Origin of the sequence: Candidatus Merdisoma sp. JLR.KK011 (assembly GCF_036941125.1) — a bacterium.
Taxonomy (GTDB): Bacteria; Bacillota; Clostridia; order Lachnospirales; family Lachnospiraceae; genus Laedolimicola.
On sequence record NZ_JAYWSZ010000003.1, the window covers coordinates 716356 to 741241 of the forward strand.

Consider the following 24886-nt stretch of genomic DNA (forward strand, 5'->3'; position numbering starts at 1 on the left):
CTCTTTTTGTAAACAAGACAAAATGAGAGAGGGAAAAGCAGAAAAAGGGCTTGCGGCATCTTTTTAAATTATTCAGACCTCACGCAGCTGCGGAATCCCCATTGCAAAGGAATACAGGGACAGGACTGCTGTGATCACCAGAAGCAGGTTAAACCACCGGCTTTTTGTGATCCGCTCATCCAGGGAGGCGGCATGAGCCGCCAGAACAAATACCGGAAGCATATACCGTCCCTGGGGCTGAAAGTCCACAAAAAAACCATTGTACACCACCAGCAGGTAAGACACGAAGGCAGAGACATGAAGAAGTCCCCAGACAATCCGCTTCCGGCGCTGGGCCTTGAGAGAAGCCTTTTCAAGGGCCTCCGTCCACTCAGGGGAAGCCTTTTGCCACACATATACGCCAATCCCCGCATACAGAAGGAGGTAAAGGAGGGCCATAGCCGGATAATACCACCCGTGGGCATAGACATTCATGCCGCCGTACACGCCCACGGAAGATTTAAAGAGCTGTCCGTGGAAATTGTATTTTGTCAGGAAATCCAGGAAGGAAACGCCCTTGTTGTACATGGCGAATTCCGGCGCCTGTTCCTGGGGCGGCGTGGAGGGACGCAGCTCATAAGCGCCCAGTGCATTCTGCACCTCCAGGATAACCTCATTTCTCTGAAAGCCATAGTGGACAAATTCAAAGCTCAGGCGGATTCCGAAGATACAAAGAGCCGCCAGCAGAATCCACAGATAAGCCTTGAACCGTTCGCTCCGCCTGTCCGCCTTTGCTTCCAGAAGGGGAGGCAGCAGCATCAGGAAGGCATAAATGAGAATCATGTAAAAATTGGCTTTGGCCATCAATACGTGGGCAAACATCGTACCTAGGAGCAGGATGCGGAAAATATCGGTTTTCTTTACCTCCCTCTCGACCAGGCGGTTCAGCATACTTTTTGGATTGGCCAGCTGGTAAAGCACAAGGACGGATACCAGGTAGTCAAGGGCGTCGGAGGTGGCATATGCATAGAGATACCACAGCTGCGGCGTCAGAAAGCAGGCCGCCAGCAGATAACGGTTCTTCCGGGCATTCAGCAGACAGAAAAGGAAGAGGGCGATTCCCAGGCACAGGCCGAACACGCGCTCCTTGTGAACGCAGGAAATGACGGAGGCCAGCTTTCCGGCATAAAAGTAGTAAGGATTAAACTCCGAGAGCCGGGTGGTTCCGTAGGTTCCCACAGTGGGAAGCGCCTCGGGGCTGCGGATATCCGGCGGAAGGTTATGATCCACGTAGTAGCGGATGGCATCCCGGCTTTCCCATTCATCCGGATTTTTTCTGTGATCGCCCGTAAATACAGCCGTTATCAGAAGGCACACAGCTCCTGCGGCAGCCAGCCACAGAATAACGTCGCTGATATCCAGATGCCATTCCTCCTTCCGGCTTTTTCGGAGCCTTCCATAGAGCCGGCTGAGAAGAAGGACGGCAGCCGTAAAGAGGAACAGGTACAAAATGCCGATTCTGGCATATCGGAGGGCTGTGTGAGCATAAAGCCGGCGGAAGGAATCGGTGGGAAAGAGCTGAGAGTCGTTTCCGCTTATGAGAAGATCCAGATTTCCTTCCGGGCTGAGAGCCATTTCCACCTGCTCGTTGGGGGTAAAGGCATCATACAAGGTCTGTCCTTCCAAAACTCCTCCCAAAATGCCGTTGCAGCGGATCTCAACAGAACGGATGCTTACCAGGGGAATCTTGTCTGTGTCGGCCGGATCCAGCCGGCGCACATAGCTTCCTTTCCGATACAGATAGTCCAGGAAATAAATGCGGCTCTGGCCTGTCCGGGCATAGGTTGCCTGAAGACCGCTGAACGGAATGGTGTCTTCCCGGGGGGAGGTGAGGACTTTGAAGGTCTCTCCTTCTGTATAGCCGGGATCGCTGTAGTTGATTCGAAGCTCCATACATACCACAGGCGGAAAAAGAAGAAACAGCAGGCATACAAGAGCTGCTGCGGTCCAGGGATGCTTTTTCAGCTTTGCTAAGACGGATTTTTTATGGAATGCTTGTATTTGAACTGTCATTTTTGAGTGCTCCTTACCATGATGGCGGACGTTTGCAGGCGTAAAAGTCCGATAGGGGGTCTCGCATAGGTTTGACTGCTTACTGACTTATTCTGCCATAAATATACATGGTTGTCAATGAAAGGGGAATTTTGCTGGTGAATGAGGGATCTAGAAAAGAAAACAGGCAGCATGAAAGCCTGAAACAAAACTTAAAGTGTACGGGGCTGCCGCAAAATAAGCCGTCAGCCCCGTACCTTTTTAGCCCACTGTCTTATTGCTCATAAGAAACCTTACCCGTCTTTCCATAAAAGGTCAAGAGGTACACTGCACAGATACCTACCAGTGCATAAATAATCCGCGCCAGTCCTCCGGCTCCGAAAATAAACTGAACGAGATTAAAGTTGAAAAATCCAATCAACCCCCAGTTCAGAGCACCGACGATACCGATGGTGAGGGCCAGAATATCCAATGTTTTATTCACAACAACACCTCCATATTATCCTTGTCTCAGATTGTTGGGCAGATCGTGCGCCTGTTATCAATTTTCCCGAAAGTGCGGAGGGTTATTCTCTCAATTTTTTGAAAAGAAGACCGGCCGGAGTCTGCTGATTTCAAAAAAGAAAGCCGTTAAAAATTTCGGTAAATTCACACAATTTATTTAATTGCGTTTGAATGGGGATTGCTTTTCCGCTCTACACCATGTAAAATATACCTAGTAATAAAGTAGAATGAATTCCCGAAAGGTAACGATCGAGATGAGTAGAAGCAAGAAGAAACAATTACTGAGAAAAATGCGCAACAATATCATTCTGCTGGGCATGTTTATCTGTCTGGTGGTGTTGTGCACTCACATTCTGCGCAATTCTTTAATGGAGAATACCAACAAAATGGGATTAACTCTGGTGGAGAATTATTCCTCCGCAGAGGAAGGCAATATCAGTACCTGCGAGTCTATTCTGACTATCAGCGTCAAATACGTGGAGGAGCGGGAGAAGGACAATGTCACTTTGGAGGAGCTTCGGGAGGGGCTGTATCCTTTTATGAACGGGCTGACAGATCTGTACGGGCACGAGAATATCCAGATCTACGGAAAAGCCATGGGCGGTACGAGGATGATATCCAATGATCCCCGGATCGAGGCCATGGAGGATTTCAATGTGGAGGAACGGGATTATTACAAGGGCGCTATGGAAGCAGACGGCGACATCTATATCTCCTCCGCCTACACGGACGAGGTGACAGGCCTGCCGGTGGTGACGATGTGCAAGGCCGTTCCCTCTACAGGAAGCTTTCTGGCTATTGACATTATGTTTTCTTGTTTTGAACGGAACAATGAAAGTATGAAGCTGCCCAAGGACGCAGCCTATTACCTTCTGGGCAGGGAGGGAACGCTTCTTTATTATAAGTCCCCTCTGGATTATGAATATGAGGATTTCCAGGAGCTGGTGGACGGATTTATGGAGCTTGCAGACGGGGAGATGGAAAACCAGGTTTTGGAAAATGTGATCGCTCTGGAGGGAGTCACCCGGAATGTTTATTTCCATCAGATGGACAACGGCTGGACTGCTATCTTAACCATACCAAAGGATGAGATTCTATCTGGTGTGGATACTTTTAACTACATAATTCTTATACTGGTTTTTCTGGGCTTTGCGCTTGTTATTTTCCAGGCATTCCATGATTACAGACATGAGAAGCGGAGCCAGCTTTTGATGGAGGAACGGGATAAGATGGCGGATCGGAACCGGATCTACCAGAATGCCATGAACGGCACGGCAAGGGCTTACCGGGCTATCTACTATATTGATGTGGAAAAAGGCACCTATGAGATGCTCTACCCCCATCGGAGCATGGCCTCCGAGTGCGGCGATTACAATACGGAATTTGTATCAAGCCGTTTTGAGACGGGGATTATCGGGGAGGAATACCTTCAGCAGCTGGAAGAGTTTCTGAAGCTGTCTAATATATTAAAGCAGCTGGAGACGGAGGATTACGTAGAGTTCCGGTATAGGCGGAGGGATCCCGACGGAGACTTTGAGTGGTGCTGTGCGGCGATTACTGTGGCAGAGATGAGAGAGGAGGGTCCTGCGGCCATTACACTGGCTGTCCGCAGCATTGACGAGATTATTCACAAGGAAGAGCGGCAGAATGAAATGCTGGCGCTGGCAGCGGAACGGGCAGAGTCTGCCAATCAAGCAAAGAGTGATTTCCTGTCCAGGATGAGCCACGATATCCGTACGCCTATGAATGCCATTCTGGGGATGACGGCAGTTGCCGGAATGCACATTGACGAAAAGGAACGGGTGATAGATGCTTTGGGCAAGATTACCCTTTCCAGCAAGCATCTTCTGGGATTGATTAACGAGGTTCTGGACATGAGCCGCATTGAGAGCGGAAAGGTCAGCCTTACGGAAAGCTCCTTTAACCTGTCGGATACCATTGAAAGTCTGATGACGGTGTTTCATACCCAGATGGAGGCCAAGAACCTGGAGCTTGGCGCCAGTATTGCAAAGCTTGAACATGAGGATGTGGTGGGAGACGAGCAGCGTCTGCAGCAGATCTTTATGAATATTATGGGGAACGCCATTAAGTTTACGCCTGTGGGCGGCCGGATCAGTATCCACATTGAGGAAAAGCCTTCTCATATCGAAGGCAGCGGATGCTATGAATTCACCTTTGAGGATACAGGCATCGGTATGGCGAAGGAGTACATTGATAAGATCTTTGAGCCTTTTTCCAGGGCGGCGGATTCCCGTACCGGCAAGATCGAGGGAACGGGCCTTGGCATGGCCATTGCGGTGAATATTGCCCGGATGATGAACGGGGATATTAAGGTTGAGAGTACCCTTGGCGAGGGTTCTAAGTTTACCGTAACCGTTTATCTGAAGTTTGACAACATTACCCAGGAGGATCTGGATTCTTTTGTTTCCCTTCCGGTGCTTGTGGTGGACGATGAAAAGGCATCCTGTGAGAGCGCCTGCGATATTTTAAGGAGCCTTCAGATGGAGGCGGAGTATGTCCTTGACGGAGATTCAGCCGTAAAGCGGATTGTGGAGGCCAGGGAAGCAGGAAAAGACTTCTCGGTGGTGATTCTCGACTGGAATATGCCAAAAAAGGACGGCGTGGATACGGCAAAAGAGATTCGCAGCGTGGTAGGGGACGAGATTCCGATTATTATTCTCTCCGCCTATGACTGGTCGGATATTGAGGCGGAGGCTTTAGAAGCCGGTGTGGATGCCTTTATTGAAAAGCCGCTGTTTAAGTCCAGGCTGACCAGGGTGCTGAAAGAGGTTCTTGGCTTTGGCAGTGAGGAGAAGGAGATTACGGCCCTTGAGGCCTTCCAGCAGGAGGATTTCTCCGGAAAACGGGTGCTTCTGGTGGAGGATAACGAGTTGAATATTGAGGTTGCCACAGAGCTTTTGGATGTGGTCGGCATTCAGGTGGAGCAGGCGCTTAATGGGGAGCTTGCGGTGCAGTGCGTGCAGGAGCATGAGCCGGGATATTTTGACTTGATCTTCATGGATATTCAGATGCCGGTGATGAACGGGTATGAGGCGGCGAAGGCCATCCGGGCTTCCGACAGGGAGGACTTGAAGAAGATTCCAATTATTGCTATGACAGCGGATGCTTTTGCGGACGATATCCGTAAAGCAGAGGAGTCCGGAATGAACGGGCATATTTCGAAGCCGGTGGATATTGAGAAGTTGGAAGCTGCGTTGAAAAAATGGATTCAGTAAAGAGCAGAGGAGATATGATTTATTAAAATCATATCTCCTCGTTTTTGAAGCTGTCGGTTTCCTGACAGCTTTATTTTATAGCTGCCTTGATGCATTGTCTCACAATTTCCACGCTTGACTATAGCTTATAGATCGATATAGTTAAAGTACCTTGATCTGCGGATGCCTGGATCTGAATGGGATCGTCAAAAATATTCGTAAACCGGAGATCCAGCGCATTGCCGGAGATGGTTGCATCCATTCCCTCGGGAATATAACCTACGTTGAGAGAATGGGGATGACGTTCGGTAGCCGGAAGGCCTGCAGTCAGCATAGCGGCGTACAGCGTAGAGGAAACCTGGCAGATGCCGCCTCCTGTTCCAGGAACGTACTTTTTGTTCACGATTACGTTGGCTTCCACATAGCCGTTAGCGGCAGTTCTCGGCAGGATTGTATGATTGAAGGAAAAGCTGTCTCCAGGCTGAATGACAACGCCGTTGATTCTGGATGCCGCAAGTGCGATGTTTACTGCCCGTGAGATGTTCGGATTGTAAGCGGTGGCGTAGCTGCCAAGAAGTGTGTTTTCCGGCGCTTCCGCAGAAGCAGCCGTATTGTCTTTTGCGCCTGCGGGGGCAAGGGCCATGCCGTCGCCTGAGGCGCTTCTGCCCTCAGCCTTTCCGTAGGTTTCATAGTGGACGCAGTAGGCCCGGTAATCATTCCCAAAGGCAGCCTGCAGATCCGGATAATTGTTCCGATATACCAGACAGTTGAATTCTGCGCTGCCGGAACGGCCTTCCGCAAGTCCGGAAGTAAGGTAATGCTGGTACAGGCTGTTGTAGTCATACCCCAGGGCGGCCTGCAGATCCGGATACGTATTGTAGTAATAATCCGCATCAAAGGTCAGACTGGTAAGCGCAGCCGGCGCTGCTTTGACAGGTGTTCCGCTTCCCCACAGCAGGCAGAAACACAGAATCATTGAAATAAAAATGCTTGTTTTCCGTTTCATTTTTTTCCTCCAATTAGATTTAAGATTGAGGTCATCGTATCAAGGCATCTCTCTCTGAATTGAATTATAGCACAATCCGGATGAGAACGGAAGCGAAATCAGACTTAGTAACATGGCACAATTTTTACAGAGTTACTGCTTGCTCCGTGAACAGTAACTTTAGGGATATAAATAAAAGGCTGCGTCTTTTCCCTCCGGCCAGCACTGATACCCATTGATCCGGGGCGCCTCAAAGTCCAAAAGGGGTATGACTGTCAGGGAGCCCGCTTCCAGATAAGGCTTTACCAGGCTGGAGGGCAGGAAGCTGCAGCCAATCCCATCCAGAAGATAGGAGATGAGCTTGGTGCTGTTGTCAATCTCAAAGGGAAACTGGTAAAAGGGCGGAAACAGCTCCCGGATAAACTGGCCTACCTCCTGGAGTGCAAAGTTGCAGAAGAGATAATTAAGACTGGGAAGCTCCTCTTTGCGGATCCCCTTCCGGTAGTGAGCATGCTCAGCGGAGGTGACAAGCAAAAGCTCATCGGTGCGGAACCTGCGGCAGCAGAAGCCGGACCGGGACAGGGGCTCGTAGGTGAAGGTCAGATCCAGAAGCCCGTCCTGGAGCATCTGCAGAAGATTGACGGAGTGGCTGATGATCACATTCATGGCATAGTCTGTATTTTCCTTCAGCATCCGGGTCAGTATCGGGGCAAGGTGGCACTCGTAGATGGTGTTGGTGGTTCCGATGCGCAGGGAAGCACGGGAAAATGCCTGGGAATTCATTTCACGAATAGACATTTCCTCCAGATCTACAATGCGTCTTGCATAATCCTGGAATAGAATGCCTTCCCGTGTCAGGGAGAGCTTTTTTTTATTCCGGACAAAAAGCTTCCTTCCTACTTCTTTTTCCAGCTCTGCAATCCGGTTGGTGACTGTGGACTGGGCAACGTAGAGAAGATTGGCAGTCTGGGTAAAATTCTTCACATTGGCAAGAGTGAGAAAGGTTCGTAGATTCTGCGTGTCCATGGGCGTCTCCTTCTTGGTATTTCCGTGAGCAGCGGGCTGCGGAGCGGGCTGCGGAATTTTAAAATAATCATTTGAAAATCGAATTATTATAATCAAAATTATTTGATATACAAATCATAGGCTTTATGGTTATAATAGTCAAGGATAAAAATAAGAAAAAAATAAAGTTACCGGGCACGGAGTGAACGGTAACAAAATAAGCAGAGCAAGGGCTTGCTATAAGAAATTTTGAACAGAAGGAGCATACCGATGAAAAAAGAACCCTTTGTGACACTGGAACAGTTACAGGAGATAACAAAGACCTACCCGACTCCCTTTTACCTTTATGACGAGAAGGGCATCCGGGAAAACGCGAAAGCCTTAAAGGAGGCATTTGCCTGGAATCCGGGCTATAAGGAATATTTTGCAGTAAAGGCCACCCCCAATCCCTATCTGATTGAGATCCTAAAGGACTATGGCTGCGGCTGCGACTGTTCCTCCATGACAGAGCTGATGCTTTCCGATGCCATCGGCGTAAGGGGCGGGGATATTATGTTTTCCTCCAATGACACGCCGGCGGAAGAATTTGCCTATGCGGCAAAGCTTGGAGCACTCATCAATCTGGACGATTACACCCACATTGACTTTCTGGAGCAGACCCTTGGGTACATTCCGGAAACCATCAGCTGCCGTTACAATCCCGGCGGCGTGTTCCAGATCAGCAACGACATTATGGACAATCCCGGAGATTCCAAATACGGCATGACCAAGGAGCAGCTTTTTGACGCTTACCGGGTGCTTCAGAAAAAAGGGGCAAAGCGTTTCGGCCTCCACGCATTTCTGGCAAGCAATACAGTGACCAATGAGTATTATCCCATGCTGGCCAAGGTGCTCTTTGAGGTGGCGGCGGAGCTTAAAAAGGAGACCGGGGCAGACATCCGCTTTATCAATCTGTCCGGAGGCGTGGGGATTCCCTACCGTCCCGAGCAGGAGGCAAATGATATCCGGGCCATCGGCGAGGGCGTGCGGAAGGTATACGAGGAAGTACTGGTTCCGGCAGGCATGGGAGACGTGGCTATTTACACGGAGCTTGGCCGCTTTATGATGGGGCCCTACGGCTGCCTGGTAACGAAGGCGATTCACGAGAAGCATACCCACAAGGAGTATATCGGCTGTGACGCCTGTGCGGTGAATCTGATGCGCCCGGCTATGTATGGGGCTTATCATCATATAACCGTGATGGGAAAGGAAAAAGAGCCTCTGGATCATGTGTATGACGTGACAGGCTCTCTCTGTGAAAACAATGATAAATTTGCCGTTGACCGGGAACTGCCGAAGATTGACAAGGGGGATCTTCTGGTGATTCACGACACGGGTGCACATGGATTCGCCATGGGATACAATTACAACGGGAAGCTGAAATCCGCGGAGCTGCTGCTTCGGGAGGATGGAAGTGTTCAGCTGATCCGCCGGGCGGAGACACCGAAGGATTACTTTGCCACCTTTGACTGTTTTGATATTTTAAAAGACTTAGTGTAGGGGATTTTGATGCTGGGCGGTCACTTAATACAGATACGCCTTCTGGTTCACAGAGGGATCATTTCATCATCCAGGTAAAAGTATTCCGGATCAACGGCACAGTAACTGCTGTTAAGATTCTCGGGAACCGTGTGCAGAAAGATCTCGGTTTCTCCCGTACTCCGTGACATACGCATAATATGGCTGTGGTCGTAAAAATAGAGCCATGCCCGATCGTAGGTAAGGAGATAGAAGCTGTCGTAGAAAATCTCTACATTCAAAAAGGAGAGGGCTTCCTTCTGGAGGAAAGAATAGTAATGAAACGTATCTATCTGAGTTCCATCTCCGTAATAGTAAATGCCGGTAGGAGTAACCGCCAAGATGTCATAAGCGTCAAATAAAAGCTGCTGTTCTTTGGTGGCGGAATTCGTCAGATAAAAATGAGCGGCAGCCTCCGTGTGAATCTTTTTTGTAATAAAGTATCCGTTCAGCATAGCAGCACAGTCGGGAATGGGGAGAACCTCCTCTTCCAGAGAAAATGCGTTTTGCTCTGCACAGATAAAATCCGGGGAAGCCTCATCCATTTTTTCACCAGGCATTCCCTGGCTGTCCAGAGGATAAACGTCGTAGCGAAGCGCGCCGAACAAAGAAGAGCCGATGTAGAGGTTCCCGTTATAGATGCTGAAGATATAAGGGAGATCCTCAACCATATTTCCGATTTCCCTGGATTCCAGGGTGTCCAGATTTAACTGCCACAGCGTCTGCGGCACAAAGTGCTCTTTTGGATCCGCGCCCTCGCGATTGAGGGTAAAATAAAGGAATTCTTTGTATTTTCCCAATGCATGGCCCCGTGACATTTCTCCTTGATAAAGGGCGTCCCACTGACTGCTTCCTGCCGCCCGGCGGTAGATGCCGTCTGAAAAAATGCGGTAAGTGAAGCCGTTTTCATAAACAATGGAACGGTTATGATAGTGGCGGTACCAGACAGCGGGATCGCTGTCGTCAAAAGCCTCCGTAATGTCCTCCAGCATGTCAGACAGGCTCATAGGCTTTGCCGGGGCTTGTTCCCCGTCAGACATATCCCCGTCCAGAACCGGTTCCTCGGTGTCATATCTTGGTGTTTCCTCTGGCAGTTCTCTTTCTTTTTTTCCGCAGGCACCCAGTAACAGCAAAAAGCACAGCAGAAGATAAGTATATTTTTTCATTCTCACACACTCCGTAATCAGTAAAACAGCAGGTTACAGACAGGCATTCCGGTATTCCTTCGGCGAACAGTCATAAAACCGCCGGAACATCTTGGAAAAGTGGCTGGGGCTGTCAAAGCCGGACAGAAGGGCAATCTGGGAAATGCTTGTACTGCCTTCCCGTAAAAGCAGATCCGCTCCCTGCATCACCCGGTATTTCAAAGGATACTGTATGGGTATACCTCCCTTTGGTCGATTTTATTATATTATACGTCGGAAATTATATTGTATCAAGCAATAAACGGTGGTATTCTGTTAGTGGTCAGGAAATGGTTACTGGGCCGGAGCAGAGCGAACTTGCGTACTTAAATTCATTACTGGTGTGTCGAAGCAGCTTTACCCTTTCGTGCTGTCGCGCAGCGACTTTTAATAGGAGGACTTATTAATGATTGATTTACATATGCACAGCATCTACAGCGATGACGGACAATTTACGCCGCAGGAGCTGGCAGAGCAATGCGCAGCCTGCGGCGTGGAGGTGATGGCGGTGACGGATCACAACAGCGCCAAAGCGAACAGAGAGGCCGAAGAGACCGCAAGAAAACGGGGAGTCCGTTACATTACCGGCATTGAGATTGACTGTACATACGAGGGCGCAGATTTTCATATGCTGGGATACGGCATCGACGACGCCTCTCCGGATTTTGCCAAAGTAGAGGAAAACATCCGCTCCCAAGTCCGGGAAGCCTCCGAAATTATGCTTGCCAAGACCAGGGAGCTGGGCTTTTGGGTGGAGGAAGAGGAGCTTAACAGACTGTCCGGGAAAAGCCTCTGGCCGGATTCCTGGACAGGGGAAATGTTTGCTGAGATCCTTCTTGCAAAGCCGGAATACCAGGATCACCCCATGCTTCTTCCTTACCGGGAGGGAGGCAGCCGCTCCGTCAATGCCCTGGTGAATTTTTACTGGGATTTTTACGCCCAGGGAAAACCCTGCTATGCACACATTGAATTCCCGGATATGAAAGATATTGTCGATATCATCCACCAAAACAACGGCCTTGCAGTTCTGGCCCACCCTTGTGTCAATCTAAAGGGAAAGGAACAGCTTCTTGAGGGAATCGTATCCCTGGGAATCGACGGGATGGAAGCTTTCAGCAGCTACCACACCCCAGAGCAGTGTAAGGAACGCATGGAGCAGGCAAAGGCCTGCGGCTTGTTCTACACCTGCGGCAGCGACTACCACGGAAAGACGAAGCCGTCCATTTCCCTGGGAGGGCATGGATGCGGCATACCCAGGGAAGAATTGGACCAGGTGCTGGCGCGGCTCCTTGAGAAGGCCCGGTAAGCAGGCGGATTGGTTTGTGCAGGTAGAAAGGCTATAAAAGCAGTAGATCAAAAAGATTTGCTGCTTTTTTGCATGATATGACTGGAAATTGATTGTATGCTTAGAGGGTTGATAATTTGCCATTTTTCGTAAATTGTGTTACATTGTTTACGAAGTGCATGTCCGGAAGGTCAAAGGTGAGAGAACTTTATTGGATTTTTATAGGTAAAAGGCAAGTATTGTATTTTAAAAAGCCATCTTGGTGTTTGAGAGGAGAACTGTAGGAATGTTAAAAGAATTACGAATTGCAGGATTTAAAGGCTGGAAAGATACCAAATCCATTGAATTGGCGCAGATTACAGTCTTTTTTGGCAGCAATAGTTCCGGTAAATCCAGCATAGGGCAATTTTTAGTAATGTTAAAACAAACGATACAACAGCCGGATCGAAAAACAGTTTTATACCTGGATGGAGAAAAAAGCTCAGTGAGCTTGGGAACCCCGTATGATATTTTCCACAAACATGATTTGGAAAGCAGTATACGGTTTGCTTATACATGGGATTTGCCAGGGAAATTTTCTCTTGATGAAGAGATGAAGAAACAGATTTTATACAACAAAATCTGTTTTGCAGGTGTAGTCAATGTGGAGAGTAAAGAAACACAGCTGCTGCAGGCTGACAGGATTTGCTATCGCTTATTTGATAATGAAAAAATCATCGCCGATTATGCAATGATAAATTCTGGAAAAGAAAGGGTTCATGAATATGAACTAGAAAGCACGGGGTATGAATTAAAAAAGAAACGAGGACGCTCCTGGCCATTGCCGGAACCAGTAAGATTTTATGGATTTCCAGATGCAGCTACGGCATATTATCAAAATGCAGCCTTTTTACAGGATTTAAATCTGCATCATGAAAATTTGTTTTCTAAGCTTTATTATCTGGGCCCGATGAGAAGAAAGGCACAAAGAATCTATACCTGGAGCGGAGTTAGTCCGGAAAGTGTTGGAGATGACGGCAGCAATGCAATTGCAGCTATTTTATCATCAAAAAATGACGGGCGGATGCTGAATTTCAAATATTGTCAGAAAAAGCCGTTTTTAAATATTGTTGCAAAAGAGTTGAAAAGTATGGGACTCATATCAGATTTTATTATAGAAAAAATTGGGAGCCGCCAGGAATATGATGTGAAAGTTCAGGTTCAAGGCTCTGACAGCTATGTAAACATTCCGGATGTGGGTTTTGGCATTTCACAGGTACTTCCGGTTATTGTTGAGCTTTTTTACGCACCTAAAAATTCCATTATATTTATAGAACAGCCGGAAATCCATTTGCATCCTGCAGCACAAGCAAGATTGGCAGATGTCATAATTGATGCAATCGGGATGTCCGAGAACGGGGAAAAAAGAAATATTCAAGTGATATTAGAGACCCATTCAGAACATTTGCTAAGGAGGCTGCAAAGAAGAATGGCAGAAAAAAAGCTTACCAAAGAACAGGTTAAGGCGTATTTTGCAAATAATAATACGGATCCGTCTACACTTGAGCAGCTTCGTGTAGATGAATATGGAAATATAGAAAACTGGCCGGAAGATTTCTTTGGAGATATGGAAGAAGATATCTATCAGCAGGCACAACACACCATTGCAAGGAAAATGGAGGAAAGGGATAGGTTACAAGGATGAAATGTATCATGGATACCAATGTACCTGTTAAGGCTTCTGAGCCTCTGTCGGAATGTAAGGCAGAGGAATTAGAGATGGCAGGCGCATGCATTGAATTTATTCATGACCTAATAAATAATCCGTCGTCTAAGCTGGTTCTGGATATGGATTGGGAGATACTGGGCGAATATAGAAAAAGAGTTAAAAAAACTGATATAGGTAAACAATTTTTTAGATGGTTGTACACATATGTAAATCAAATGGATGTAATAAATGATATGGTCAAATTAGAAAGAACGGGCGGTGAATATACAGCATTTCCAAAAGATAAGGAGTTGGAGGAATTTGATCATGCCGATCGTAAATTTATAGCGTTAGCTTTAAGCCACAATGAAAAACCGCCGCTTATACAGGCTGCGGATGGTAAATGGCTCGGATTTGCAGAGAAATTCAAAAAATATGGAATACATATCAGATTTTTGGATATGAATTATGCGAATAGTAAATATAATAAAAAGATTAGGAATAAGAGGCGTTAAATGTTTTTTAAATTTCCATCTACTCCTTATATAGAATCAAAGAAAGACAAAGTGAGGAAAGATAAAATTCTTTCCGGAAAAAAAGTGGAACAGCTATTAAGCCAGGAAGTGTATGTTGAAGAAAAAATAGATGGTGCGAACCTGGGTATTTCATTTGGCGGGGATGGAAAGCTTCTATTTCAAAACAGAGGATCCATTTTGTATCCCCCACTGGAGGGACAATGGGCCATATTGGAAAAATGGGTTGAAAAATATGAGGAAGCTATGTTTGAATATCTGGCAGACAGATATATACTTTTCGGAGAATGGTGCTATGTTACACACTCCATATATTATGATTCTTTACCGGATTGGTTTGTTGGTTTTGATGTTTTTGATAAAAAGAGTTATAGATTTTTGTCTGTTAAAAACAGAAATCAGATTATGAAGCAGATAGGCATTTGTTTTGTGCCTGCGCTTGGGCAGGGCATATTTAAAATAGAACAGTTAAAAGGTTTTTTTGGAAAATCACAGTATAGCAGCAGTTACTGTGAGGGTATTTATTTAAGGCAGGATGAAGGAGAGTTCTTAAAATACAGAGCAAAGCTTGTACGGGAGGATTTTCAGCAGAGAATAGAGGAACATTGGTCAAAAAAACAAATAAGGCATAATAAAATCTGCTATCATAATTTCCCAAAAACCAGCCTTGACGCTGCTTCCTTTCACGAAGTATAATAAGCAGGTGAAAAAAGCCAGAAAAGAGATAAAGGCAGGACGCAATTGAGCGTCAAGGAGGAATATGAGAAGAAGAAAGACAAAAATTATCTGTACCTTAGGCCCGGCCTCCGAGTCGGAGCAGATGATCCGGGAGCTGATGCTGGCCGGAATGAATGTGGCAAGACTGAACTTTTCCCACGGAACATACGAGGAGCAGAAAGGGAAAATTGAACTGGTAAAAAAGGTACGGGAGGAGTTAAAGCTTCCCGTTGCGCTGCTCTTAGACACCAAGGGGCCGGAGATCCGCACCCGTGACGTGGAGGGCGGAAAGATAGAGCTGAAAAAGGGGCAGAGCTTTGTGCTGACCACCGAAGAGGTTCTGGGAAATGAGGGCATTGTGTCCATTACCTACCGGGATCTGGTAAAGGACGTGAAGGAAGGAGATGCGATTCTCATTGACGACGGCCTGATAGAGCTTGAAGTCAATCAGGTGACGGAAAAAGACATTTACTGTACCGTAATGAACGGCGGTTTCATTTCCAATAAAAAGGGAATCAACGTACCCGGCGTCAATCTGAATATGCCCTTTATCAGTGAAAAAGACTATGACGATATTATATTCGGAATTGAGGAGGGCTTTGACTTTATCGCGGCTTCCTTTACCAGAAGCGGAGAGGATATTCTGGAAATTCGGAAAATCCTGGATGAGAAGAGCTGCGATCACATCAAGATCATAGCCAAGATTGAAAACCTCCAGGGCGTGGAAAACATTGACGAGATTTTGCGCGTATCTGACGGAATTATGATTGCCAGAGGCGATATGGGTGTGGAAATTCCCTTGGAAGAGGTGCCGGTCATCCAGAAAAAGCTGATTTTAAAGAGTCTGGAGATTGGAAAACCGGTGATTACGGCCACCCAGATGCTGGATTCTATGATGAAGAATCCGCGGCCTACACGGGCGGAGACCAGCGACGTGTCCAACGCCATTTACCAGGGGACAGGGGCAATTATGCTTTCTGGCGAGACGGCCTCCGGCCAGTATCCGGTGGAGGCGGTTAAGACGATGGATCGGATCGCCGTTCGAACCGAGGAAGACATTGATTATGATTACCGCTTCAAACGTCGGAGCATTATGGATAAGCCTGATATCACCAACGCCGTGTCACACGCCACCTGTACCACGGCGGCGGATCTGAAGGCGGCGGCCATTATTACCGTGTCAAAATCAGGCAGAACGGTGGGTATGATTTCCCGTTACCGTCCAAGCTGCACGATCATCGGCTGTTGTATGGATGATTATGTGTGCCGCCAGCTCAACCTCTACTGGGGCGTGGAGCCTCTGCTTCTGGAGCGTGAGGACAATGCGGAGACATTGTTTAACCGGGCGGTGGAGGCTGCCGAGCATGCCGGACTGGTATCAAGAGGCGACTTGACCGTATTGACGGCAGGCGTTCCTCTTGGCATTACCGGAACCACCAATCTGATTAAGGTGCAGGTGGCAGGCCGGATTCTTGTTACCGGACAGGGAATTACCCGGAAAAAAGCATGCGGCCCCTTGTGTGTGGCAAGAGATGCGGAAGAATTGAAGAAAAATTACCATGCCGGAGATATTATCGTGGTGCCGGAGACCACCAATGAGATGATGCCGGAGCTTAAGACGGCCCTGGCTCTTGTAACCGAAAAAGAGGGCGGCAATTCCCACGGGGCTATTGTGGGATTGACGCTGGATATTCCGGTGATTGTGGGGGCGGAAAATGCGGTAGATATCCTAAAAAGCGGAGCCGTGGTTTCCGTGGACGCAGAGACAGGCGCCGTGTCAAGCAACCGGTAAAAAGATAATCGATATTTCAGGAGAATTATGGAGGGTAAGCAATGGAGTGCCCGTTTTGCAAGGCAGAGATGATAAAGGGGTATCTACAGTGCGGCACAGCTCTTTGGAGTACCAAAAAGCATAAGGTGAGCATACTTCCGGGCAAGAATGAACAGTATGCCTTTCGTGTGAAACTGCCAATGGTATCTGGCAACTATATAGAGAGCGACTGCTGCCCCAAGTGCAAACGGCTCATCATAGATACCTCGGCATATGAAAACAACTTAGAGTAGTGCCGAGGATACGGAACTGAAATAAAACTGGAATAGGAGAAAATTCATGGCGGAAATGACACCCATGATGCAGCAGTACCTAAAGACAAAGGAGCAGTACAAGGACTGTATCTTATTTTATCGCCTGGGCGATTTTTACGAAATGTTTTTTGACGATGCGCTCACCGTGTCGAAGGAGTTGGAACTGACCCTCACCGGAAAGAGCTGCGGCCTTGAGGAACGCGCACCTATGTGCGGCGTTCCTTATCATGCTGTGGAGGGATATCTGAACCGTCTGGTATCCAAGGGCTATAAGGTAGCCATCTGTGAGCAGGTGGAGGATCCAAAGACAGCCAAGGGCCTGGTAGCCCGGGATGTGGTGCGGATCGTAACCCCAGGCACCAACCTGAATACAGCGGACGAGACGAAAAACAATTACCTTATGTGCATCGTCTACCTTTCCGACCGCTATGGTATCTCCACAGCAGATATCACCACCGGGGACTATTTTGTCACTGAGGTGGATTCCGAGCGGAAGCTTTTAGACGAGATCAACAAATTCACCCCTTCGGAAATTGTGTGCAACGAGGCGTTTACCATGAGCGGCGCAGACTTGGACGACCTTAAGTTCCGCCTGAACATCGCTTTGTACCCATTGGAGGCTTGGTATTTTGACGATGAGCTGTGCAGGCGCACGCTTCTGGATCACTTTGGAGTGTCGGATCTTGCAGGGCTGGGCTTAAGGGACTTAAGCTGCGGCACCATTGCGGCTGGAACCCTTCTCAAATATCTCTACGAAACCCAGAAGAATTCCCTGTCCCACATGACGCGCCTGCAGCCCTACACCATCGGAAAATACATGATTATCGACAGCTCCAGCCGCAGAAACCTGGAGCTGGTGGAAACCTTAAGGGAAAAGCAGAAGAGGGGTTCCCTCCTGTGGGTTCTTGACAAAACCAAGACGGCCATGGGAGCCAGAACCCTGCGTACTATGGTGGAACAGCCTCTGATTGACCGGGGAGAGATTGAGAGCCGCCATGAGGCCATTGCGGAGCTGAATGCCCATGTGATTACCAGGGAGGAGCTTCGGGAGTATCTGAATCCCATCTACGATCTGGAGCGCCTCATCGGCCGCATCAGCTACCAGACGGCAAATCCCAGAGATTTGACGGCATTTTGCTCATCTCTGGAAATGCTGCCTCATATTAAAACACTGATGGAGGATTTTCAGTCTCCGCTTCTTCGGACTCTCTGGGAAGAACTGGATGAGCTGTCGGATCTTCAGGCGCTGATAGCCCGGACGATCCGGGAGGATCCGCCCATTTCCGTCCGGGACGGCGACATTATCCGGGACGGCTGCAATGAGGATGTGGACCGCTACCGGAAGGCCAAGACAGAGGGCAAAAGCTGGCTGGCCAAGGTGGAGGCCGATGAACGGGAAAAGACCGGCATCAAGAATCTGAAAATCAAATTCAACAAGGTATTCGGTTATTACCTGGAGGTAACCAACTCCTACAAAGACATGGTTCCCGATTACTATATGCGCAAGCAGACCTTGACCAATGCGGAGCGTTATATTACGCCGGAGCTTAAGGAGCTGGAGGATACCATCCTGGGAGCGGAGGAAAAGCTTACCGCCCTGGAATACAGCCTCTTTGTGGAGCTTCGGGAAGCAATCGCCTCCCAGGTTCTTCGGATTCAGAGGACGGCAAAGGCCGTGGCCCAGATAGATGTGTTCGCTTCCCTTGCTTTTGTGGCGGAGCGCAACGGCTTTGTGCGCCCGAAGATGAATGACAAGGGCATCATTGACATCAAGGGCGGCCGCCATCCGGTGGTGGAGAAAATGATTGAGCATGATATGTTCATTCCCAACGATACATACCTGGACAACGGCAGCAGGCGGATTTCCGTTATCACAGGGCCCAATATGGCCGGAAAATCTACTTATATGCGCCAGACGGCCCTCATTGTACTGATGGCCCAGATTGGCAGCTTTATTCCGGCACAAAGCGGGAAGATTGGCATTGTAGATCGGATTTTTACCCGTGTGGGAGCCTCGGATGATTTGGCCTCCGGCCAGAGTACCTTTATGGTGGAAATGACTGAGGTCGCCAATATTCTGCGGAATGCCACAGCCGGCAGCCTTTTGATCCTGGATGAGATTGGCCGGGGAACCAGTACCTTTGACGGGCTGGCCATTGCCTGGGCAGTGATTGAGTATATCAGCAATCCTCGTATCCTGGGAGCAAAGACCTTGTTTGCCACCCACTATCACGAGCTGACGGAGCTTGAGGGCTCCCTGGCCGGGGTGAACAATTACTGCATTGCCGTAAAGGAAAAGGGCGATGATATTGTGTTCCTGCGGAAAATCGTGAAGGGAGGAGCAGACAAAAGCTACGGCATCCAGGTGGCGAAGCTGGCCGGCGTGCCGGATCCGGTGATTGCCCGGGCCAAGGAGCTGGCGGAGGAACTGGCGCAGGCGGATATTTCCCTAAAGCCCAAGGCAGTTCCCGTAGAAATGGAGATGGAGATGGAGCAGATATCTCTCTTTGATACCGTGAAGGACGACGATATCATCACAGAGCTCCGGGAGATGGATCTGAGCAATATAACGCCGCTGGACGCACTCAACATCATGTACCGGCTGCAGAATAAGATTAAGAATCGGTGGTAAGGGATTCTTATAGAAGTTTCAAAAGAAGAATACGTCAGGGAGCAAAAACAGATATGGGAAAAATAGCAGTGCTGGATCAGCAGACCATCGATAAAATCGCAGCAGGAGAAGTCATTGAGCGGCCTTCCTCCGTGGTAAAGGAGCTTGTGGAGAATGCCATCGACGCAGGCGCTACCGCTGTGGCCGTGGAGATCCGGGACGGAGGAATCTCATTTTTAAGGGTCACGGACAATGGAAGCGGTATTGAAAAGGAGCAGGTGCCTACGGCCTTTCTGCGCCATGCTACCAGTAAAATAACGCGGGTGGAGGATTTGTTTGAAGTTTCTTCCCTGGGCTTTCGGGGGGAAGCTCTTTCCAGCATTGCAGCCATTGCTATGGTGGAGCTGATTACAAAGACCCGGGATGCAGACGCAGGCGTCCGTTACTGCATTGAGGGCGGCGTGGAAAAGAAGCTGGAGGAGACGGCTGCGCCGGAGGGAACCACCTTTCTGGTACGCAGTCTTTTTTACAATACCCCGGCGAGAAGAAAATTTCTCAAAACCCCTATGACGGAAGCCGGTTACATCAGCGATCTCATGGAGCGGATGGCATTGTCCCACCCGGAGATTTCCTTTCAGTTTATCAACAATGGACAGACAAAGCTTCATACTTCCGGCAATCACAATCTGAAGGATGTGATTTACCATATTTACGGCAGGGATGTGGCGGCAAATGTAGTGGAGATAGACGAGGCTGCAGGCCCGGCACGGATCACGGGTTATATCGGAAAACCAGTGATTTCCAGAGGAAATAGAGGGTATGAGACGTATTTTATCAATGGGAGATATATTAAAAGCTCCCTGATTGCCAAGGGAATTGAGGACGCTTACCGTACTTTTATGATGCAGCATAAATATCCCTTCACGGTGCTTCACATTGCTATGGACGGGGAGCTTCTGGATGTGAATGTGCACCCTACCAAGATGGAGCTGCGCTTTTCCAACCAGGAGGAGCTGTACCGCCTGATTCAAAAGACGGTCCGGGAGGGGCTGACCCGGCAGGAATTAATCCCCCAGGTAAGGCTGACGGAGGAAGCCAAAGAGAAGAAAACTGCTTCTGTCCCGGAAGCCAAAGCAGAACAGCCGAAAAAGCAGGCGGAAGACAGGCCGAAGCTTCCGGAAGAGAGGCCGAAGCAGGCGGAAGACAGGTCAAAGCTTCCGGAAGAGAGACCGAAGCTTCCGGAAGACAGGTCAAAGCTTCCAGAAGAGAGACCGAAGCAGCCGGAAGAGAGGCCAAAGCCGCCGCAGGAACGCAATCTGGAATATTTTCTTTCGCAGATGCGCCATCGTGTGACGAAAGAGTTCCAGGAAAAGGAGGAGCAGAAAACTGCCCGGACAGAGGCAGAACAGAAACTATATTCCAATGAGGAATTAGAAGCATTGGCAGGCACCGAAGTGGTAAGGGAAAGGGGAATCTATGGCGCAGCAGAGCAGCCGGAAAAAGAGACGGCCAATGCAGAGCAGCCGCCTTCCTTACAGGCATCCAGGCATAAAAAGGATGAAAAACAGGAAGCAGATTTAAAAGCGGAACCGGAACAATTGGAGCTTTTCGATCATAAGCTTCTGAACCCCGAGACCAAATCCGAAATACAAATCATCGGCCAGCTCTTCGAAACCTACTGGCTGGTGCAGTTTGAAGATAAATTCTACATGATTGATCAGCATGCGGCCCACGAAAAGGTTCTCTACGAGCGCACCGTCAAAAGTCTGGAAAACAAAGAGGTAACCTCCCAGATGGTCAGTCCTCCCTTGATTTTAACCTTAACCATGCAGGAAGCGGGAAGGCTGGAGGAATATCTGGACTATTTTACAGAGATGGGCTTTGAGATAGCTCCTTTTGGAGGCAGAGAGTACGCAGTCAGCGCAGTGCCGGGGAATCTCTTTGGAATTGCGGAAAAGGAGCTGTTTCTGGAGCTGCTTGACGGCCTGGACGGCATAGGAGGCAAGGATTCCAGGCTTGTTTTGGAAAAGATTGCTTCCATGTCCTGCAAAGGGGCGGTAAAGGGCAGCCAGCGCCTCTCTGCGGCGGAAGCCAAGGCTCTGATTGAAGAGCTTCTGCACCTTGAGAATCCCTACAACTGCCCCCACGGACGCCCCACCATCATTTCCATGACAAAGCAGGAAATAGAAAAGAAATTTAAAAGGATTGTGTAAATGAAAAAGATAAAAACCACCAACTGCGAATGCTGCGGAAACTATGTGTACGATGATGATTACGGCTATTACGTGTGCGAGATGGATCTGGACGAGGATGAAATGCGCCTTTTTATACAGGGAGACTTTCAAAGCTGTCCCTATTTCCAATACGGGGATGAATACCGGATTGTGCGTCATCAGATGTAGAGCTGTTTCTACATCTCGTTCTGGTACTTTTCTATATAACAGAAGTCCAGGATATACGCCAGTACAAACACTCCCATAAGAGCCAGAGTCATCCACAGGTATCCCTGTACAAGAAAGTTAATCCAGGCAAGGGCAGCAACAACCCAGCGGCTGATGTCGCTTGTTCTGGCCTTGGCCCGGCTGCGGATTTGGGTATTGCGCTCGTCGTGAAACTCGATCTCCTCCTGGCGGACTGCCCAGGGAAACTCCTTTTCACGGGATAAGCGCTGAAGCTTGCCTAAGCATAGGGGAAAGAGCAAGGCTCCCGCCCCGATGCAGCTTCCGCTTATTATACGCTGGTTATCCGGGCCGGCAGTGATTCCGGCGAATTGCAGGATGAGCCCGGCTGTAACGCCCAGAATGAGTAAGGTTTTTTTCTTCTTTTCGTTCATATTTTATCCTCCTCATAGATAAAAATGTCTTCAATTGACATCCCAAAGTAACGGGCAATCCGGAAGGCCAATAGAATGGAAGGATTATACCGTCCGTTTTCCAGTGAGCCGATGGTCTGTCTGGATACTTCCAGGGAGGCGGCCAGCTCCTCCTGGGTGACACCGCGTTCCTTTCGGATTTCTTCCAAACGATTTTTCAAAGGAAGGTTCCTCCTATTCCAGTTCCGTAATATTCCTCAAAACATGTGCGGCGGCTGTTGGCTTTTGGTTTGATGGAAAGTTAACTTTACATTATCACTATACAATGTTTTCCCTGAAATGTCAAGTTAACTTTCCATTGCGAGCATTGAGAAAAGCCGTGAAATGCTATAGAAAAATTTCTTGCATTTTCCATTATGACATGATATAATAATCTGCGTTGTGATAAAAAAGAGATGGTCCGCTGCTATAATACATTGGAAAAGAGAAGCCAGATATGGCAGGAAGCAGATACGTGCCGGCCTCCGGTGCGGCTTCACGCACTTGGGAATTATGGTAAGAACATCCGGAATTCAGAAGGAGGAAGCAACGAATGAACGAGATTATTAAGAATATCGAGGCTGCGCAGCTTAAGGCAGAGCCGCCCAAGTTCCGTGTGGGCGATACCGTTAAGGTGTACGGTAAGATCAAAGAGGGTAACCGTGAGAGAATCCAGGTTTTTGAGGGAATCGTTCTGAAAAAGCAGGGCGGCGGAGCCAGAGAGACCTTTACCGTAAGAAAGAATTCCAACGGCGTAGGCGTTGAGAAGACATGGCCTTTACATTCCCCCAACGTAGAGAAGGTGGAAGTAGTACGCCGCGGAAAAGTAAGACGTGCGAAGCTGACTTACTTAAGAGGACGTGTAGGCAAGCGCGCGAAGGTAAAAGAATTGGTAAAGTAATGGATTGATGAAAGCAGGGGGGACGACGCAAAATGGAGTACTTATATTTTGCGGCGGCCCTCTTTTCATTCTTTTTGCGTTTTTTTACATCCTGCCTTCAAAAGGAATGCACGGATGCAGAAAGGAGACTGCAAAAAGAAAATAAAATGTAAGGTATCTGACAGTGTAAGGAGAGATCCATGGCAGGTTTGAACTTCCGGCGGCGGAAAAAACGGATTAATATGGCGGTACTTCGGGAAGCCGTAATCTGGATAGGCGAGGCAGTGCTGGCCTTTGGTTTTGCCTGCATACTGGTCAGCTTTTTCGGCTCTGCCTTAAGCAATGTAGGACAGTCTATGGAGCCGGCCATATACAGCGGAGATCAGGTTCTGGTCAACCGGCTGGTTTACCGTGTGAAGGCTCCGGATTACGGAGACCTGGTTGTTTTTAAGCCAAACGGCAATGAGAATGCCCACTACCACATCAAGCGCGTTGTGGGAGTGCCGGGAGATACGGTGACCATTGAAAGCGGCCGGGTTTTTATTGACGGAGAGCTGCTTAAGGAGGAGATTCTCACAGAGGGTATGCATGACCCAGGCGTGGCCGCCGGGCCGGTGGAGCTTGGCGAGGATGAATTTTTTGTTCTGGGAGACAACCGGAACAACAGCGAGGACAGCAGAAGCGCAGACATCGGCAATGTGCGCCGCGAGGACATTATGGGAATGGCCTGGTTCAACATAACGCCGGGCGAGCGTTTCGGATGGCTGCCTTAATGGGAACTGGAATCAGCAGTATCCTGCACAGTGCCAGAAGGATTTACGGACACATGTACCTGTGGCCGGAAATTCTTCTCATAGGGGGTACTGTGCAGGATATTGCGGAACTCAAATAAGGAAGACAGTATGAATGTACAATGGTATCCAGGTCATATGACCAAGGCAAAGCGGATGATGCAGGAGAATATCAAGCTGGTGGATCTGATCCTGGAGCTTGTAGATGCAAGAGTGCCCTTCAGCAGCCGCAACCCCGACATTGACGAGATGGGCCGTCAGAAGGCCCGGATCATATTATTGAATAAATGCGATCTGGCAGATGAAAGAAAGACAGCTCTGTGGAGCGGGCATTTCAAGGAACAGGGCTGCCAGGTGGTTCTGGTCAATTCCAGAAGCGGTTCTGGGCTGAAATCCATTCATGGAGCAGTTCAGGAGGCTTGCAAGGAGAAGATTGAGAGAGACCGGAAGCGTGGAATTCTGAACAGGCCCATCCGGGCAATGGTGGCAGGCATCCCCAACGTGGGCAAGTCCACTTTTATCAACAGCTTTGCGGGAAAAGCCTGCACCAAGACAGGCAATAAGCCGGGCGTTACCAGAGGGGCCCAGTGGGTCAGGCTGAATAAACAGGTGGAGCTTCTGGATACGCCGGGGATTCTGTGGCCCAGATTTGAGGATCCCAGGGCCGGCGTGCGCCTTGCCATGATTGGTTCCGTAAAGGATGAGGTGCTTAATACAGAAGAGCTGGCTCTGGAGCTTCTGCAGTTTCTGCACACCGAGTATCCGGGGGTTCTTGCCCAGAGATACGGCATCCATGAGACAGAAGACGCCTTTGCTGCGCTTTTGGGGATAGCAGAGAGCCGGGGCTGCCTCTTAAAGGGAGGACAGCCGGATCTTCAGAAGGCTGTAGGAATTGTATTGGAAGAGTTCCGCAGCGGAAGGCTGGGAAGATTTACCCTTGAAATTCCAGAAAAAGAGAACTAAAA

At 48.7% G+C, this 24886-nt stretch carries 22 protein-coding genes; 14 read left to right on the plus strand and 8 right to left on the minus strand.

What is annotated here, in order from left to right; translation table 11 throughout:
* Nucleotides 1-72: 72 nt before the first annotated feature.
* Nucleotides 73-2052 carry a DUF2142 domain-containing protein gene (locus tag VV089_RS04315; protein ID WP_334335074.1) on the minus strand — a complete coding sequence of 660 codons (1980 nt, stop codon included), beginning with the start codon at nt 2050-2052 and terminating at the stop codon, nt 73-75.
* A 253-nt stretch (nt 2053-2305) separates the two neighbouring features.
* The gene (locus tag VV089_RS04320) at nt 2306-2515 is read right to left on the minus strand and encodes a DUF378 domain-containing protein (RefSeq protein WP_172541270.1); all 210 of its coding nucleotides are present in this window, start codon (nt 2513-2515) and stop codon (nt 2306-2308) included.
* Between the two features lie 274 nt (nt 2516-2789).
* Here VV089_RS04320 and VV089_RS04325 point away from each other — a divergent pair, with 274 nt between their 5' ends.
* Nucleotides 2790-5771: a hybrid sensor histidine kinase/response regulator gene (locus tag VV089_RS04325; RefSeq protein ID WP_334335075.1), complete on the plus strand. Its 2982-nt coding sequence runs from the start codon at nt 2790-2792 to the stop codon at nt 5769-5771.
* Nucleotides 5772-5889: 118 nt separating this feature from the next.
* Here VV089_RS04325 and VV089_RS04330 read toward each other — a convergent pair whose 3' ends face one another.
* Both VV089_RS04330 and VV089_RS04335 read right to left on the minus strand, forming a co-directional pair.
* Nucleotides 5890-6756 carry a VanW family protein gene (locus tag VV089_RS04330; RefSeq protein ID WP_172471401.1) on the minus strand — a complete coding sequence of 289 codons (867 nt, stop codon included), beginning with the start codon at nt 6754-6756 and terminating at the stop codon, nt 5890-5892.
* 159 nt (nt 6757-6915) lie between these two features.
* Nucleotides 6916-7761, minus strand: coding sequence for a LysR family transcriptional regulator (locus VV089_RS04335; protein ID WP_334335076.1), 846 nt, complete (start codon nt 7759-7761; stop codon nt 6916-6918).
* Between the two features lie 249 nt (nt 7762-8010).
* Here VV089_RS04335 and VV089_RS04340 point away from each other — a divergent pair, with 249 nt between their 5' ends.
* A complete protein-coding gene (locus VV089_RS04340; protein WP_334335077.1) occupies nt 8011-9279 on the plus strand; it encodes a diaminopimelate decarboxylase in 1269 nt (422 codons plus the stop codon).
* 47 nt (nt 9280-9326) lie between these two features.
* Here the strand turns inward: VV089_RS04340 and VV089_RS04345 are convergent, their stop codons facing one another.
* Both VV089_RS04345 and VV089_RS04350 read right to left on the minus strand, forming a co-directional pair.
* Nucleotides 9327-10463 carry a hypothetical protein gene (locus tag VV089_RS04345; RefSeq protein ID WP_334335078.1) on the minus strand — a complete coding sequence of 379 codons (1137 nt, stop codon included), beginning with the start codon at nt 10461-10463 and terminating at the stop codon, nt 9327-9329.
* 33 nt (nt 10464-10496) lie between these two features.
* Nucleotides 10497-10682, minus strand: coding sequence for a helix-turn-helix transcriptional regulator (locus VV089_RS04350; RefSeq protein ID WP_334336205.1), 186 nt, complete (start codon nt 10680-10682; stop codon nt 10497-10499).
* Between the two features lie 205 nt (nt 10683-10887).
* Between VV089_RS04350 and VV089_RS04355 the strand changes: the two genes are divergently transcribed.
* The 9 genes from VV089_RS04355 (at nt 10888) to VV089_RS04395 (ending at nt 21801) form a co-directional block, all read left to right on the plus strand.
* On the plus strand, nt 10888-11787 hold the full coding sequence (locus VV089_RS04355) for a PHP domain-containing protein (RefSeq protein WP_334335079.1): 900 nt from the start codon (nt 10888-10890) through the stop codon (nt 11785-11787).
* 265 nt (nt 11788-12052) lie between these two features.
* On the plus strand, nt 12053-13450 hold the full coding sequence (locus VV089_RS04360; RefSeq protein ID WP_172541276.1) for a DUF3696 domain-containing protein: 1398 nt from the start codon (nt 12053-12055) through the stop codon (nt 13448-13450).
* 8 nt (nt 13451-13458) lie between these two features.
* Complete coding sequence (locus tag VV089_RS04365; RefSeq protein ID WP_172541277.1) at nt 13459-13968, plus strand: hypothetical protein; 510 nt, start codon at nt 13459-13461, stop codon at nt 13966-13968.
* Nucleotides 13969-14682 (plus strand): RNA ligase family protein, encoded by a 714-nt coding sequence (locus tag VV089_RS04370; protein WP_172541278.1) that lies wholly within the window; start codon nt 13969-13971, stop codon nt 14680-14682.
* A gap of 64 nt (nt 14683-14746) precedes the next feature.
* Nucleotides 14747-16495, plus strand: a complete 1749-nt coding sequence (pyk, locus tag VV089_RS04375; protein WP_334335080.1) for a pyruvate kinase — start codon at nt 14747-14749, stop codon at nt 16493-16495.
* 41 nt (nt 16496-16536) lie between these two features.
* Nucleotides 16537-16767: a PF20097 family protein gene (locus VV089_RS04380; RefSeq protein ID WP_172541280.1), complete on the plus strand. Its 231-nt coding sequence runs from the start codon at nt 16537-16539 to the stop codon at nt 16765-16767.
* A 46-nt stretch (nt 16768-16813) separates the two neighbouring features.
* Nucleotides 16814-19420, plus strand: a complete 2607-nt coding sequence (gene mutS, locus VV089_RS04385; protein WP_334335081.1) for a DNA mismatch repair protein MutS — start codon at nt 16814-16816, stop codon at nt 19418-19420.
* Nucleotides 19421-19473: 53 nt separating this feature from the next.
* Nucleotides 19474-21612: a DNA mismatch repair endonuclease MutL gene (gene mutL / locus VV089_RS04390; protein ID WP_334335082.1), complete on the plus strand. Its 2139-nt coding sequence runs from the start codon at nt 19474-19476 to the stop codon at nt 21610-21612.
* Nucleotides 21613-21801, plus strand: coding sequence for a DUF6472 family protein (locus tag VV089_RS04395; protein WP_334335083.1), 189 nt, complete (start codon nt 21613-21615; stop codon nt 21799-21801).
* A gap of 8 nt (nt 21802-21809) precedes the next feature.
* Here the strand turns inward: VV089_RS04395 and VV089_RS04400 are convergent, their stop codons facing one another.
* Both VV089_RS04400 and VV089_RS04405 read right to left on the minus strand, forming a co-directional pair.
* Nucleotides 21810-22232 carry a hypothetical protein gene (locus VV089_RS04400; protein ID WP_172541284.1) on the minus strand — a complete coding sequence of 141 codons (423 nt, stop codon included), beginning with the start codon at nt 22230-22232 and terminating at the stop codon, nt 21810-21812.
* On the minus strand, nt 22229-22432 hold the full coding sequence (locus VV089_RS04405; RefSeq protein ID WP_172541285.1) for a helix-turn-helix transcriptional regulator: 204 nt from the start codon (nt 22430-22432) through the stop codon (nt 22229-22231). The genes VV089_RS04400 and VV089_RS04405 overlap by 4 nt, the downstream gene beginning before the upstream one ends.
* Before the next feature lie 371 nt (nt 22433-22803).
* On the opposite strand from VV089_RS04405, the gene rplS reads away from it, so the two are divergent.
* The 3 genes from rplS (at nt 22804) to ylqF (ending at nt 24884) form a co-directional block, all read left to right on the plus strand.
* Complete coding sequence (rplS, locus tag VV089_RS04410) at nt 22804-23151, plus strand: 50S ribosomal protein L19 (RefSeq protein WP_334335084.1); 348 nt, start codon at nt 22804-22806, stop codon at nt 23149-23151.
* Nucleotides 23152-23330: 179 nt separating this feature from the next.
* Nucleotides 23331-23903, plus strand: coding sequence for a signal peptidase I (gene lepB, locus VV089_RS04415; RefSeq protein ID WP_334335085.1), 573 nt, complete (start codon nt 23331-23333; stop codon nt 23901-23903).
* 129 nt (nt 23904-24032) lie between these two features.
* The gene (gene ylqF, locus VV089_RS04420; protein ID WP_334335086.1) at nt 24033-24884 is read left to right on the plus strand and encodes a ribosome biogenesis GTPase YlqF; all 852 of its coding nucleotides are present in this window, start codon (nt 24033-24035) and stop codon (nt 24882-24884) included.
* The last annotated feature ends 2 nt before the right edge of the window (nt 24885-24886 follow it).

Excerpts from the sequence above, each read along its gene's own strand:
- VV089_RS04360 (WP_172541276.1), top strand. The coding sequence starts at position 12,053 with ATGTTAAAAGAATTACGAATTGCAGGATTTAAAGGCTGGAAAGATACC.
- mutL (WP_334335082.1), top strand. The coding sequence starts at position 19,474 with ATGGGAAAAATAGCAGTGCTGGATCAGCAGACCATCGATAAAATCGCA.
- VV089_RS04335 (WP_334335076.1), bottom strand. The coding sequence starts at position 7,761 with ATGGACACGCAGAATCTACGAACCTTTCTCACTCTTGCCAATGTGAAG.
- VV089_RS04395 (WP_334335083.1), top strand. The coding sequence starts at position 21,613 with ATGAAAAAGATAAAAACCACCAACTGCGAATGCTGCGGAAACTATGTG.
- lepB (WP_334335085.1), top strand. The coding sequence starts at position 23,331 with ATGGCAGGTTTGAACTTCCGGCGGCGGAAAAAACGGATTAATATGGCG.
- rplS (WP_334335084.1), top strand. The coding sequence starts at position 22,804 with ATGAACGAGATTATTAAGAATATCGAGGCTGCGCAGCTTAAGGCAGAG.
- VV089_RS04380 (WP_172541280.1), top strand. The coding sequence starts at position 16,537 with ATGGAGTGCCCGTTTTGCAAGGCAGAGATGATAAAGGGGTATCTACAG.
- mutS (WP_334335081.1), top strand. The coding sequence starts at position 16,814 with ATGGCGGAAATGACACCCATGATGCAGCAGTACCTAAAGACAAAGGAG.
- ylqF (WP_334335086.1), top strand. The coding sequence starts at position 24,033 with ATGAATGTACAATGGTATCCAGGTCATATGACCAAGGCAAAGCGGATG.
- VV089_RS04325 (WP_334335075.1), top strand. The coding sequence starts at position 2,790 with ATGAGTAGAAGCAAGAAGAAACAATTACTGAGAAAAATGCGCAACAAT.
- VV089_RS04330 (WP_172471401.1), bottom strand. The coding sequence starts at position 6,756 with ATGAAACGGAAAACAAGCATTTTTATTTCAATGATTCTGTGTTTCTGC.
- VV089_RS04355 (WP_334335079.1), top strand. The coding sequence starts at position 10,888 with ATGATTGATTTACATATGCACAGCATCTACAGCGATGACGGACAATTT.
- VV089_RS04365 (WP_172541277.1), top strand. The coding sequence starts at position 13,459 with ATGGATACCAATGTACCTGTTAAGGCTTCTGAGCCTCTGTCGGAATGT.
- VV089_RS04370 (WP_172541278.1), top strand. The coding sequence starts at position 13,969 with ATGTTTTTTAAATTTCCATCTACTCCTTATATAGAATCAAAGAAAGAC.
- pyk (WP_334335080.1), top strand. The coding sequence starts at position 14,747 with ATGAGAAGAAGAAAGACAAAAATTATCTGTACCTTAGGCCCGGCCTCC.
- VV089_RS04345 (WP_334335078.1), bottom strand. The coding sequence starts at position 10,463 with ATGAAAAAATATACTTATCTTCTGCTGTGCTTTTTGCTGTTACTGGGT.
- VV089_RS04340 (WP_334335077.1), top strand. The coding sequence starts at position 8,011 with ATGAAAAAAGAACCCTTTGTGACACTGGAACAGTTACAGGAGATAACA.
- VV089_RS04315 (WP_334335074.1), bottom strand. The coding sequence starts at position 2,052 with ATGACAGTTCAAATACAAGCATTCCATAAAAAATCCGTCTTAGCAAAG.
- VV089_RS04400 (WP_172541284.1), bottom strand. The coding sequence starts at position 22,232 with ATGAACGAAAAGAAGAAAAAAACCTTACTCATTCTGGGCGTTACAGCC.